General features: G+C 53.3%; 11 protein-coding genes. 2 read left to right on the forward strand and 9 right to left on the reverse strand.

Going from position 1 to position 13027, the window contains the following annotated elements:
• Positions 1-10: 10 nt before the first annotated feature.
• The 9 genes from nuoH to lrhA form a co-directional block, all read right to left on the reverse strand.
• Complete coding sequence (gene nuoH, locus EOS97_RS01205; RefSeq protein WP_000118515.1) at positions 11-988, reverse strand: NADH-quinone oxidoreductase subunit NuoH; 978 nt, start codon at positions 986-988, stop codon at positions 11-13.
• Positions 985-3711, reverse strand: coding sequence for an NADH-quinone oxidoreductase subunit NuoG (nuoG, locus tag EOS97_RS01210; protein WP_001728014.1), 2727 nt, complete (start codon positions 3709-3711; stop codon positions 985-987). Before nuoG ends, nuoH begins: the two co-directional genes overlap by 4 nt.
• 30 nt (positions 3712-3741) lie before the next feature.
• On the reverse strand, positions 3742-5079 hold the full coding sequence (gene nuoF, locus EOS97_RS01215; RefSeq protein WP_127836104.1) for an NADH-quinone oxidoreductase subunit NuoF: 1338 nt from the start codon (positions 5077-5079) through the stop codon (positions 3742-3744).
• On the reverse strand, positions 5076-5576 hold the full coding sequence (gene nuoE / locus EOS97_RS01220) for an NADH-quinone oxidoreductase subunit NuoE (protein ID WP_000545038.1): 501 nt from the start codon (positions 5574-5576) through the stop codon (positions 5076-5078). The genes nuoF and nuoE overlap by 4 nt, the downstream gene beginning before the upstream one ends.
• A gap of 2 nt (positions 5577-5578) precedes the next feature.
• The gene (gene nuoC, locus EOS97_RS01225) at positions 5579-7381 is read right to left on the reverse strand and encodes an NADH-quinone oxidoreductase subunit C/D (RefSeq protein WP_000247855.1); all 1803 of its coding nucleotides are present in this window, start codon (positions 7379-7381) and stop codon (positions 5579-5581) included.
• A gap of 86 nt (positions 7382-7467) precedes the next feature.
• Positions 7468-8130: an NADH-quinone oxidoreductase subunit NuoB gene (gene nuoB / locus EOS97_RS01230; protein ID WP_000386728.1), complete on the reverse strand. Its 663-nt coding sequence runs from the start codon at positions 8128-8130 to the stop codon at positions 7468-7470.
• A gap of 15 nt (positions 8131-8145) precedes the next feature.
• Positions 8146-8589 (reverse strand): NADH-quinone oxidoreductase subunit NuoA, encoded by a 444-nt coding sequence (gene nuoA, locus EOS97_RS01235; RefSeq protein WP_000062993.1) that lies wholly within the window; start codon positions 8587-8589, stop codon positions 8146-8148.
• A gap of 393 nt (positions 8590-8982) precedes the next feature.
• The gene (locus tag EOS97_RS01240; RefSeq protein WP_031606670.1) at positions 8983-9135 is read right to left on the reverse strand and encodes a hypothetical protein; all 153 of its coding nucleotides are present in this window, start codon (positions 9133-9135) and stop codon (positions 8983-8985) included.
• 81 nt (positions 9136-9216) lie between these two features.
• Positions 9217-10155 carry a transcriptional regulator LrhA gene (gene lrhA / locus EOS97_RS01245; protein ID WP_000606288.1) on the reverse strand — a complete coding sequence of 313 codons (939 nt, stop codon included), beginning with the start codon at positions 10153-10155 and terminating at the stop codon, positions 9217-9219.
• Positions 10156-11086: 931 nt separating this feature from the next.
• On the opposite strand from lrhA, the gene alaA reads away from it, so the two are divergent.
• Together alaA and yfbR are read left to right on the forward strand one after the other, a co-directional pair.
• Complete coding sequence (alaA, locus tag EOS97_RS01255) at positions 11087-12301, forward strand: alanine transaminase AlaA (protein WP_000074540.1); 1215 nt, start codon at positions 11087-11089, stop codon at positions 12299-12301.
• A gap of 93 nt (positions 12302-12394) precedes the next feature.
• Positions 12395-12994, forward strand: coding sequence for a 5'-deoxynucleotidase (gene yfbR / locus EOS97_RS01260; RefSeq protein WP_000813885.1), 600 nt, complete (start codon positions 12395-12397; stop codon positions 12992-12994).
• Positions 12995-13027: the final 33 nt, after the last annotated feature.

Genomic DNA, 13027 nt, shown 5'->3' on the forward strand with positions numbered 1-13027 from the left:
TTTGTGTCCCTTATTGCGCCTGCCACAGAATGACAGCCGCCGTTACCAGCAAGTTGATGAGCGTCAGCGGCAGGCAAACTTTCCAGCCGAAGGACATTACCTGGTCATAACGCGGACGCGGTAACGACGCACGAATCAAAATGAACATCATCATGAAGAACGCGGTTTTCAGCGCGAACCAGACGAATGGCGGTAAGAACGGGCCATGCCAGCCACCGAAGAACAGCGTTACCATCAGCGCGGAAACGGTGACGATACCGATGTACTCCCCCACGAAGAACAGACCGAATTTCATACCGGAATATTCGATGTGGTAACCGTCCGCCAGTTCCTGCTCGGCTTCCGGCTGGTCAAACGGGTGACGGTGACAGACCGCTACGCCCGCGATGGCGAAAGTAACAAACCCAAAGAATTGCGGAATCACGTTCCACAGATGCGCCTGGTTATTGACGATATCGGTCATATTAAATGAACCGGCCTGCGCCACCACGCCCATCAGGGAAAGACCAAGAAACACTTCGTAGCTCACCGTTTGGGCAGACGCGCGCATCGCGCCGAGCAGCGAGTATTTGTTGTTACTCGACCACCCGGCAAACAGCACCGCGTAAACCGCCAGACCGGCCATCATCAGGAAGAACAGAATCCCGATGTTTAAATCGGCCACCACCCAATTAGGGCTAACCGGCACAATGGCGAAGGAGAGTAACAGCGAAGTAAACGCGATCATCGGCGCCAGGGTAAAGATGACGCGATCCGAGAATTTCGGGATCCAGTCTTCTTTAAAGAACATCTTGATCATATCCGCGACCAGCTGGAGCGAGCCGCCCCAACCAACGCGGTTTGGTCCATAACGGTTCTGGAACAGACCCAGCAGACGACGTTCGCCAAAGCTCATGAAGGCCCCGCAGGTGACGACCACCAGCAGAATCACCACCGCTTTGAGAATGCTCAGCAGGATCTCAATCAGATCCGGTGTAATCCAACTCATTGTTGCGCCTCCCGCAGATCTTCAAGACGCGCGCCAGCCAGAACCGGCGCGATGCCAGGCATACCCATCGGCAGCCCTACCTGCCCTGCCGCTAACCCTTCAGAGATTTCAACCGGCAGCGTCACCGTATTGCCATCGTAGCTAAAGGAGACGCGCGTCCCGGCATTGACGCCCAACTTCGCGGCATCCGCCGGGTTAAGTTTGATATACGGCTGCGGCATACGGCTCTGGAAGACCGGAGAACGCTGAGACAATTCGTCGCTGCCAAACAGGTGGTAATACGGCGCAATACGCCACTGACCGTCCTGCGCCTGGAAGCTTGCCGGCACGGTAGTGAAATAATCCAGACCGCCCTCAGTCGCTTCAATCAAACGCACGCCCGGATCGCCGTGACGCAGTTTGCCGCCCACTTCATCCTGGAATTTGTTCCACGCCTGCGGGGAGTTCCAGCCCGGTGCCCAGGCGAACGGAATTTCAGATCGCGGGGCAGTCGGTTGGTTATTCCCTTCCATTGAGAAGGCGAACATGGTGTCTTTATCCTGCGGCTGACGTGGTTCATGCACGCTGATATTGGCGCGCATCGCCGTACGACCGCTGTAACGATGCGGTTCGCGCGCCAGCTTCTGCCCACGAATGCGGAAGGTCGCATCCGGCGCGGCGTCCTTAATGCCGGCAAATTGCGGCATGGCGGCAATGACCGCGTCGATCACGTGGTCAAGCTGAGTCCAGTCCACTTCGCGGTTTTCGACGGTGCTGTGCAGCGAATGCAGCCAGCGCCAGCTTTCCAGCATAATCGTCTTGTTATCGTAGTAGGCCGGATCATAAACCTGGAAGAAGCGCTGCGCGCGGCCTTCGTTGTTGATGACCGTACCATCGCTTTCGGCGAAGCTTGCCGCGGAAAGCACCAGATGCGCGTTTTCCATAATCGCCGTGCGCTGATGGTCAACCACCATCACCAGCGGCGCTTTGGCGAGCGCGGCGTTCACGCGCGTAGCGCTTGCATGACGGTGGAGATCGTTTTCCAGCACCACCACCGCGTCCGCGTTGCCGGTTTCCAGCTCGCCCAACGCATCGTCAAGCGAACCGCCGCCCATCATACCCAGCCCCATGCTGTTCACGGAGCGGGCAATCATAGTAATACCGACGTCGGCGCCACGGCCTTTCAGCGCTTTCGCCACGTTGGCGGCCGCCTGAATCACCTCACTGCTACCGGCGTTAGTGCCGGAGATAATCAGCGGTTTTTTCGCGCCGGCCAACGCCTGCACAATGACATCAATTTTGTTTTGTAAGTCGCTGTCGATACCGTCAACCGCAGGCGCTGTATTGTCCAGCGCATGGGCAATCGCAAAGCCCAGGCGCGCCTGATCTTCCACCGGCGCCCGATAGGTCCAGGCGGCGATATCATCCAGACGGGTGTCGTCCACGTTGGTCACGAACAGCGGATGTTTGGCACGCTGGCCGATGTTAAGGATGGCCGCAATCTGCCAGTCGGCCACTTTCTGCGCCGCCGCCATTTCACGCGCTTTACCTTTCACCGCCTGGCGTACCGCCAGCGCAACGCGCGCGCCGGTCTGAGTGACATCCTCACCCAAGACCAGTACCGCGTCATAAGATTCGATTTCCCGCAGCGCCGGGGTGTAAATTCCGCCTTCACGCAACACTTTCAGCGCCAGTTGCAGACGCTCCTGCTCGCCGCGCGCGATACCGGTGTAGAAGTTTTCCGCACCAACCAGCTCACGCAGCGCAAAGTTGCTCTCAATGCTGGCGCGTGGCGAACCGATACCGATCACTTTCTTCGACTGGCGCAGAATATCCGCCGCGCCCTGCATCGCCTGCTCGGCGTTGAGAGTAATAAAGTCATCGCCACGGCGCTGAACCGGCTGACGCGGACGGTCTTTCAGGTTCACATAGCCATAGCCGAAACGACCGCGGTCGCAGAGGAAGTAGTGGTTAACGGTACCGTTGTAACGGTTTTCGATACGGCGTAATTCGCCATAGCGCTCGCCCGGGCTGATGTTACAGCCGATGGAACACTGCTGGCAGATGCTCGGCGCAAACTGCATGTCCCATTTACGGTTGTAACGCTCGGAGTGCGTTTTATCGGTGAAGACGCCGGTCGGGCAAATCTCGACCAGGTTACCGGAGAATTCGCTTTCCAGCGTACCGTCTTCCGGACGCCCGAAGTAGACGTTGTCATGTGCGCCATAGACGCCCAGATCGGTGCCGTCGGCATAATCTTTGTAGTAACGCACACAACGGTAGCAGGCGATGCAGCGGTTCATTTCGTGAGAGATGAACGGCCCCAGATCCTGGTTGCGGTGGGTACGTTTGGTGAAACGGTAGCGACGGAAACTGTGCCCCGTCATCACGGTCATATCCTGAAGATGGCAGTTACCGCCCTCTTCACAGACCGGACAGTCGTGCGGGTGGTTAGTCATCAGCCACTCCACCACGCTTTCACGGAACTGTTTCGCTTCTTCGTCGTCAATAGAGATAAAGGTACCGTCGGTGGCTGGCGTCATACAGGACATCACCAGGCGACCACGCGTATCTTCCGCGTTTTGGTATTGCTTCACCGCACACTGGCGGCAAGCACCGACGCTTCCCAGCGCCGGGTGCCAGCAAAAATACGGAATATCAAGGCCGAGGGACAGACATGCCTGTAGCAGGTTGTCCGCGCCGTTGACCTCGTATTCTTTGCCGTCTACATGAATCGTAGCCATTAGCATGCTTCCAAATTAAAAATCGTTAACTCACCAGCGCTCTTTGAGCAGGTTCGGCTGAATACCATTGATTAAATGGGTATTGCTGAACGGCTGCTTGATGCCAGCTTCGAATTCTTCGCGGAAATACTTAATTGCGCTTTGCAGTGGCTCAACCGCGCCCGGCGCATGCGCGCAGAAGGTTTTACCCGGTCCGAGGAAACGACACAGTTGCTCAAGTGTCTCGATATCCCCCGGCTGCCCTTCGCCACGCTCCAGCGCGCGCAGAATTTTCACGCTCCACGGCAACCCGTCGCGGCATGGCGTACACCAGCCGCAGGATTCGCGGGCAAAGAACTCTTCCAGGTTACGCACCAGCGACACCATGCCGATTTCGTGGTCTACCGCCATCGCCAGCGCGGTGCCCAGACGGCTGCCTGCTTTACCGATACTTTCGAATTCCATCGGCAGGTCAAGATGCGCCTCGGTCAGGAAGTCGGTTCCCGCCCCGCCCGGTTGCCAGGCTTTGAATTTCAGGCCATCGCGCATACCGCCCGCGTAGTCTTCAAGGATCTCGCGCGCGGTGGTGCCGAACGGTAATTCCCACAGGCCCGGATTCTTCACGCGGCCCGAGAAGCCCATCAGCTTGGTACCCGCATCTTTGCTTTTCGAGATGTTCTGGTACCACTCCACGCCGTTGGCGAGGATTGCCGGGACGTTGCACAACGTTTCGACGTTATTCACACAGGTCGGTTTGCCCCATACGCCGGAGGTCGCCGGGAAGGGCGGCTTGGAGCGTGGGTTCGCGCGGCGGCCTTCGAGGGAGTTAATCAGCGCCGTTTCTTCACCACAGATGTAACGCCCTGCCCCGGTGTGGACAAACAGTTCAAAGTCGAACCCGGTGCCCATGATATTTTTGCCAAGCAGCCCGGCCTCGGTGGCTTCAGCAATCGCACGGCGCAAATGTACAGCCGCTTCGATATATTCGCCGCGCAGGAAGATGTAGCCGCGATACGCTTTCAGCGCGAACGCGGAGATCAGCATGCCTTCCACCAGCAGGTGCGGCAGTTGTTCCATCAGCAGACGGTCTTTATAGGTGCCCGGCTCCATTTCATCGGCGTTACACAGCAGGTAACGGATGTTCATGGATTCATCTTTCGGCATCAGGCTCCACTTCAGACCGGTGGAAAAGCCCGCGCCGCCGCGCCCTTTCAGACCGGCGTCTTTTACCTGGCTGACGATTTCATCCGGAGACAGGCCGGTCAGCGCCTTAAGTGCGCCTTCGTAGCCGTTTTTGCTACGATATTCATCCAGCCAGACCGGCTGTTTGTCATCGCGCAGACGCCAGGTCAGCGGATGGGTTTCGGGAGTACGGATAACGTTTTTCATTTATACCGCTCCAGTAGTTCAGGAATGGCTTCCGGGGTCAGATGGCTGTGAGTATCCTCATCAATCATCATGTTCGGCCCTTTATCGCAATTCCCCAGGCAGCAGGTCGGCAGCAGCGTAAAGCGACCGTCAAAGGTCGTCTGCCCCGGTTTGATGTTGAGATTTTTTTCCAGCGCGGCCTGAATCCCCTGATAGCCGGTGATATGGCACACCACGCTGTCGCAGTAGCGAATCACGTGGCGACCGACCGGCTGACGGAAGATCTGGCTGTAGAATGTGGCGACGCCTTCGACGTCGCTCGCCGGAATACCCAGCACATCGGCAATAGCGTAGATCGCGCCGTCCGGCACCCAGCCACGCTGCTTTTGAACGATTTTCAGCGCTTCAATGGACGCCGCACGCGGGTCTTCGTAGTGGTGCTTCTCGTGCTCTATCGCTTCACGCTCTGCCGCACTCAGCTCAAAAGCCTCGGTTTGTGGTTGTTGATTCTCGTGCATAATTAGCGGTCCACATCTGACATAACAAAATCGATACTACCCAGATAGACAATCAGGTCGGAGACCAGGCTACCGCGGATCGCCGAGGGAATCTGCTGCAGGTGCGCAAAGCTCGGCGTGCGCACGCGGGTACGGTAGCTCATAGTGCTGCCGTCGCTGGTCAGGTAGTAACTGTTAATCCCCTTCGTCGCTTCCACCATCTGGAAGGACTCCTGCGCCGGCATCACCGGGCCCCAGGAGACCTGCAGGAAGTGGGTGATCAGGGTTTCGATATGTTGCAGCGTGCGCTCTTTCGGCGGCGGCGTGGTCAGCGGGTGATCCGCTTTGAACGGGCCTTCCGGCATGTTATCGAGGCACTGCTGAAGAATGCGCAGACTCTGGCGCAGCTCTTCCACTTTCAGCATCACGCGGGTATAGCAGTCGGAAACACCGCCGCCCACCGGCACTTCAAAGTCAAAGTTTTCGTAGCCAGAGTATGGACGCCATTTACGTACGTCGAAGTCGATCCCGGTCGCGCGCAGCCCTGCGCCGGTGGTGCCCCACTCCAGCGCCTCTTTCGCGCCGTAAGCGGCAACGCCCTGCGAACGCCCTTTCAGAATGGTGTTACGCAGCGCGGCTTTCTCGTAAGAATCCAGACGCTTCGGCATCCACTCAAGGAACTCTCGCAGCAGGCGATCCCAACCGCGCGGCAAGTCGTGCGCGACGCCGCCGATACGGAACCAGGCCGGGTGCATACGGAAACCGGTAATGGCTTCCACCAGGTCATAAATTTTCTGCCGGTCGGTAAAGGCAAAGAAGACCGGCGTCATCGCGCCGACGTCCTGAATAAAGGTCGAGATGTACAGCAGATGACTGTTAATGCGGAACAGTTCGGAGAGCATCACGCGGATGACGTTCACACGATCCGGGACGGTGATCCCTGCCAACTTTTCTACCGCCAGCACGTACGGCATTTCATTGACGCAACCACCGAGGTATTCGATACGGTCGGTATAGGGAATGTAGCTATGCCAGGACTGGCGCTCGCCCATTTTTTCGGCGCCGCGGTGGTGATAGCCGATATCCGGCACGCAGTCGACGATTTCTTCACCGTCAAGTTGCAGGATAATACGAAACGCACCGTGCGCAGACGGGTGGTTCGGGCCGAGGTTGAGGAACATAAAGTCCTCGTTGTCAGTCCCGCGCTTCATCCCCCAGTCTTCCGGCTTAAAGGTCAGCGCTTCCATTTCCAGATCCTGCTTGGCTTTGGTCAGCTCAAACGGGTCGAATTCGGTCGCGCGCGCCGGATAATCTTTACGCAGCGGATGGCCTTCCCAGGTTTGCGGCATCATGATGCGCGTCAGGTGCGGGTGGCCTTCGATATCAATACCAAACATCTCCCAGGTCTCACGCTCGTACCAGTTGGCGTTAGGGAAAAGTTTAGTGAAGGTCGGCACGCGCAGGTCGTTTTCAGACAACGCCACCTTGAGCATGATATCGCGATTACGCTCAATGGAAATCAGGTGGTAGAAAACGGAAAAATCCGCGGCGGGTAACCCGTCACGGTGCGTACGCAGGCGTTCATCCATGCCGTGTAAGTCAAACAGCATGACGTAAGGTTTCGGCAGTTTCTTTAAGAAATCGCCAACCTCCAGTAGTTGTTCACGCTTGACCCAAACAACGGGGATACCGGTGCGGGTCGCCTGAACGGTAAAGGCATCCGGCCCAAAACGGTTGCGCAGTTCGCCGATAACCGGATCATCAAGATGATCGCGGGTACTCCATGCAGCGTCTTGCGCGGTTAAGTCGGTCATATTGTTCACCATTGCAAATGGTCCGTGGTGGTCGGCAGTGCTTCGCGCTATTAAAATAGTGGTTAGCGAAGTGAAGTGCTGCTGCCGACAGGCGCAAATTAAATCTCGTCCGGGGTACGCAGGTTCGTGACGGCAATACGCTCGCCGCGTTTACGTTCGCGTTCTGGCTGCATATTGGCGCGATACACGCCCTGATCGCCCACCACCCATGAGAGCGGACGGCGCTCTTTGCCAATCGATTCTTGCAGCAGCATCAACGCCTGCATATACGCTTCCGGACGCGGCGGACAGCCAGGGATATACACATCCACCGGGATGAACTTATCAACACCCTGCACTACCGAATAAATATCGTACATGCCGCCGGAGTTGGCGCAGGCGCCCATAGAAATGACCCATTTTGGCTCCAGCATTTGGTCATACAGACGCTGAATAACCGGGGCCATTTTGGTAAAGCAGGTACCGGCCACCACCATCAGGTCAGCCTGACGTGGCGACGCACGCAGCACTTCCGCGCCGAAACGGGCAACGTCATGCACTGCGGTAAAAGAGGTCACCATCTCTACATAGCAGCAAGAAAGGCCGAAGTTGTAGGGCCAAATTGAGTTTTTACGGCCCCAGTTAACCATGTCATGCAGTTTGCCCATGAACACGTTTTTGTTAACTTCCTGCTCCAGGGGGTCGGTTACGATCTCCTGTTTTTGCAGGGGGTAACGGTCATTCTCACCGTTAGGATCTATGCGGGTGAGCGTATAATCCATCTTAATGCCTCGCGGTTAGCGTTGACGATTAGCGATACTGTTCGTTTCCGGGTTCATACGCTCGCGGCGTGAACGCGCGGGCGTCCAGTCCAACGCGCCAATACGCGCCAGATAAACCAGACCAGCCAGTAACACAAAAATAAAAATTGCAGCTTCCACAAAGCCAACCCAGCCGCTTTCGCGGATAGAAGTCGACCATGCGAACAGATACAGCGCTTCAACGTCGAAGATAACGAAGAACATGGCTACCAGGTAAAACTTGGCAGACAGGCGTAAGCGGGCGGTGCCGACCGAGTCGATACCTGATTCAAACGGAACGTTCTTGTGCCTCGCGCGTGCGCGACCGCCCAAAAACCAACCGCCTACCAGCATCAGGCAGCACAGGCCAATGGCAACGATAAGAAAGATAGCGAATGCCCAGTGATGAGCGATGACTTCAGTGGATGTTGACATACTCATTGCTTACTCATCAAAAGTAGCGCCAGTTTCTCTGCTCTTTACGGCAGATGGGCGCCACATCGATTCATGGGGAGGAATAAAAAAAACCCTACAATTACTGTAGAAAATGATAAAAACAGCTAATTGATGTGGTTTTTTACTCCTTTCTATAACCTTTTGTCAACTTTAACAAAAGTTCCTTCACATTAATTTACATCAATTCATCACCATTAACATTAAGTGCCATCCTGGAGAAAATGACTCTTCGACCAGGGGGATTTTATGTTGTTGAATCGTGTCCGTTGTGAAGCAAAAGAAATAACACACACCTATTTTGACAGGAATTTGTGAAGATGCCTCCCCCTAAATGGGAGTATTTTCTTGATCTGTGACACGCTTTTGTTAATTCACCCCCTAAAACAGCAACAATTTCTCTAGTTTTTTAACATGCAAATTCATAAAATGGATGTTCTGGTTATTTTTTGCCCATATTGAACTGCGAATCGCTACTGGCTGATTTACCGCAACTTTTACAATTTGTGCGGTTAAGCGCGTACAGATGGGCACAAAAAAAGAGCCACTGAGCGTTTTTTCATCGCCAGCGGCTCTTTATTTTACATTTACGACTTAGCGTCTTTTGCCTGCGAGCTACTCAAAACCCCCTTCCACCATCAGCGGATCATCTCCGCCCTCTGCAGAAAACTGGTTGTAATGCCATGGGTTTTGATAGCTTTCCATCGCATGGAAAATCACCATCGCCAGCTCGTTCTGGCTATTGGGATCGCGGCACAACAGATATTCCGTATCCGGCAAAGGCGGTAATCCGTCTGCGGCGCCCAGCACGCGAAGGTCGGGACTCATCATTTCGACAGGTCGAGCCGTTACGCCAAGACCGGCTTTAACGGCCGCGCGTACCGCCGGTAATGTAGACGCCACATAGGCCAGCCGCCAGGGAATACCCGCTGCATTTAGCGTCTCCAGCACCATATCGCGGAATGGGCTGGGATCGTCCAGCAGGACTAATGGTACGGGCTCTCCCCTTTGCAAAACATACTCAGCCGCACAATACCAATGGGTGGGCGAGGTCCGCAAATTCAGACAGTCCAGCGAATGAGGTTGGTTAGTCGTCACCACCAAATCTACTTCCTGCGATTTAACCATGTCCACCATATAGGCGTTGCGTTTTACCCGTACATCAAGCGCGAGTTTCGGATAAACCGAGCTGATTCGGCTAAGCAAAAAAGGCAGGATAGTATCAGCTGATTCATCAGAAGCGCCGATTGTTAACACTCCCTGAAGATTACTGAACATTAATGATGAACACGCCTCATCATTAAAACGCAGGATTTTTCTGGCGTACCCCAGAAGCTGGATACCGTGTTCGGTCAAAAGCTTGTTACGACCATGGCGGGCGAACAATTCCTTTCCCACGAGTTGCTCAAGACGCTGCATTTGCTGACTGACCGCAGACTGAGTACGACATACCGCCGCCGCCGCCGCGGCGAAGGTGTTCAGATCGGCAACGGCCACGAACGTTCTCAGCAGATCGAGATCGAGGTTAATTATCGGACGATTTGCATTTATCATAATTTTTCACTTACTGGCGGGTCATATCGGGCTGACCTGGTTAATGCTGTGCATTCAGAAACAAGCAATTCCATTTGTAATGTGCATCCTTCGCAGTACCGCCTGGTTACCCAGGTAAATGTTAGAATGTAATTGAAAATACGACCAAAACACTTCTCTTACTTACTGATATAATACCAAATGCAACTGATCGGGATATATCAAAGAGAATGTGTCATACCTTTAGGCGTCTACAGATTTCTGCTAATGATGGACGTGTAAATCTTGTAACAGCGTCAAATAGTTTACCGAGACGCACAGATACAAAAACAATATATTGAACAATAGGTTATGTATAAAATCGCGTCATAATAATTAGCAGACAACGCAGACTACGCCCTCGTTTCGGATCATTATCTTAACCTAAAACCGCTATATTTATAAGTATTATTACGAATAATCTTAACCTGGGATATGTTATACTAATCGGACCAGAAAGATATTATTACGACTTTAGTAAATGCTTTTTAAATATTAAATAATAATTAATTAAGATTTCTACCATTCATTAATTATACTTAACAATAGTTTCACACCCCCCGCCGCCGGAAAGGTCTAACCTTCTCATTTTACCTTTAATACTCAGTATTTCCGAAATAGCCGACGCGACACTAATGATGAATGCTTATCTCTCATAAAACAGATAATTTCTGACAACATAAAAAACCACATTACGCACAATCACATAGAATAAAACACTATACATACAAACAAAAATAGAAAATACATCTAACCAAATGATTTTATGAAGTTTTAAACAGCACGAAAGCGCGTTAAAAATAAACAAAATCTTCTTCTGTTCACTCTTCAAAACTCACCGTCGTGGGAGTACATTGTTTCGTGCTGACTTCCACGGCAGGGAGTGGCAATAACAGCTAAAAGGTCAAGATTCATGTCCCCCATTGAAAAATCCAGCAAACTCGAAAATGTCTGTTATGACATTCGTGGCCCCGTTCTGAAAGAAGCGAAACGCCTTGAGGAAGAAGGTAATAAAGTTCTTAAACTGAATATCGGCAACCCCGCCCCCTTCGGATTCGAAGCGCCGGACGAAATTCTGGTCGATGTCATTCGTAATTTGCCGACGGCGCAAGGATATTGCGACTCGAAAGGGCTTTATTCTGCCCGTAAAGCGATTATGCAGCATTATCAGGCCCGTGGAATGCGCGATGTAACCGTGGAAGATATCTATATCGGTAACGGCGTTTCCGAGCTGATCGTTCAAGCGATGCAGGCGTTGCTTAACAGTGGCGATGAAATGCTGGTTCCCGCGCCCGATTATCCGTTATGGACAGCGGCGGTATCGCTCTCCAGCGGCAAGGCGGTACATTATCTTTGCGATGAATCTTCCGACTGGTTCCCGGACCTTGACGATATCCGCGCCAAAATCACCCCACGTACGCGTGGTATTGTCATTATTAATCCAAACAACCCTACTGGCGCCGTCTATTCTAAAGAATTGTTGATGGAAATTGTCAACATTGCGCGCGAGCATAATCTCATCATCTTCGCCGATGAAATTTATGACAAGATTCTCTATGACGATGCCGAGCATCACTCTATCGCCGCACTGGCGCCTGATCTGCTGACCATCACCTTTAATGGTTTGTCTAAAACCTATCGCGTCGCCGGCTTCCGCCAGGGCTGGATGGTGCTGAACGGGCCGAAAAAACATGCGAAAGGCTATATTGAAGGGCTGGAGATGTTAGCCTCAATGCGCCTGTGCGCCAACGTCCCGGCGCAACATGCTATTCAGACCGCGCTCGGCGGCTATCAAAGCATTAGTGAATTTATTCTGCCGGGCGGTCGACTGTATGAACAGCGTAACCGCGCCTGGGAGTTGATTAACGATATTCCCGGCGTTTCCTGCGTAAAACCGCGCGGCGCGTTGTACATGTTCCCCAGGATCGACGCTAAACGTTTTAATATTCACGACGATCAGAAGATGGTGCTGGACTTCCTGCTACAGGAAAAGGTGCTGCTGGTGCAAGGTACCGCCTTTAACTGGCCGTGGCCGGATCACTTCCGCATTGTGACGCTACCGCGTGAAGATGACCTGGAGATGGCCATCAACCGTTTTGGGCGTTTCCTCTCAGGTTACCATCAATAATCTTAAATTCAGGCTACTTCGGTAGCCTGAATTGCATCTTCATCCCCCTCCCCGCACAATGAAGTCTGCCGCAGTGAAAACAAAAGGTAATCTATGAAGCAGAGCCATTTTTTCGCCCATCTCTCCCGCATGAAGTTGATTAACCGCTGGCCGCTGATGCGTAACGTGCGTACGGAAAACGTCTCCGAACATAGTCTGCAGGTGGCGATGGTCGCCCATGCGTTGGCGGCGATAAAAAACCGTAAATTTGGCGGTCAGCTCAATGCTGAACGCATCTCGCTTCTGGCGATGTATCATGATGCCTCGGAAGTACTGACCGGCGATCTGCCGACGCCGGTAAAATATTTTAATTCCCAGATAGCTCAGGAATATAAAGCGATCGAAAAAATCGCCCAGCAAAAGCTGGTTGATATGGCGCCGGATGAATTACGCGATATTTTCGCACCGCTTATTGATGAGAATGCCTGGAGCGAAGAAGAACAGGCAATCGTAAAACAGGCCGATGCGCTTTGCGCCTACCTGAAATGCCTGGAGGAGCTCTCAGCGGGAAACAATGAGTTTGGACTGGCAAAAACGCGGCTGGAAAAAACGCTGGAATTACGTCGCAGCCAGGAGATGGACTATTTTATGGCGGTGTTCGTACCAAGTTTCCATCTCTCTCTTGACGAGATAAGCCAGGATTCACCGCTTTAGTTGCCGGATGGCGGCTAACGCCTTATCCGGCCT

Origin of the sequence: Salmonella sp. SSDFZ54, assembly GCF_004010735.1 — a bacterium.
GTDB classification, from domain to species: domain Bacteria; phylum Pseudomonadota; class Gammaproteobacteria; order Enterobacterales; family Enterobacteriaceae; genus Salmonella; species Salmonella enterica.

Bases quoted from the DNA above. Each gene is read 5' to 3' on its own strand.
- nuoH (WP_000118515.1), bottom strand. From the start codon at position 988: ATGAGTTGGATTACACCGGATCTGATTGAGATCCTGCTGAGCATTCTC.
- lrhA (WP_000606288.1), bottom strand. From the start codon at position 10,155: ATGATAAATGCAAATCGTCCGATAATTAACCTCGATCTCGATCTGCTG.
- nuoB (WP_000386728.1), bottom strand. From the start codon at position 8,130: ATGGATTATACGCTCACCCGCATAGATCCTAACGGTGAGAATGACCGT.
- yfbR (WP_000813885.1), top strand. From the start codon at position 12,395: ATGAAGCAGAGCCATTTTTTCGCCCATCTCTCCCGCATGAAGTTGATT.
- nuoF (WP_127836104.1), bottom strand. From the start codon at position 5,079: ATGAAAAACGTTATCCGTACTCCCGAAACCCATCCGCTGACCTGGCGT.
- nuoE (WP_000545038.1), bottom strand. From the start codon at position 5,576: ATGCACGAGAATCAACAACCACAAACCGAGGCTTTTGAGCTGAGTGCG.
- nuoC (WP_000247855.1), bottom strand. From the start codon at position 7,381: ATGGTGAACAATATGACCGACTTAACCGCGCAAGACGCTGCATGGAGT.
- alaA (WP_000074540.1), top strand. From the start codon at position 11,087: ATGTCCCCCATTGAAAAATCCAGCAAACTCGAAAATGTCTGTTATGAC.
- nuoA (WP_000062993.1), bottom strand. From the start codon at position 8,589: ATGAGTATGTCAACATCCACTGAAGTCATCGCTCATCACTGGGCATTC.
- nuoG (WP_001728014.1), bottom strand. From the start codon at position 3,711: ATGGCTACGATTCATGTAGACGGCAAAGAATACGAGGTCAACGGCGCG.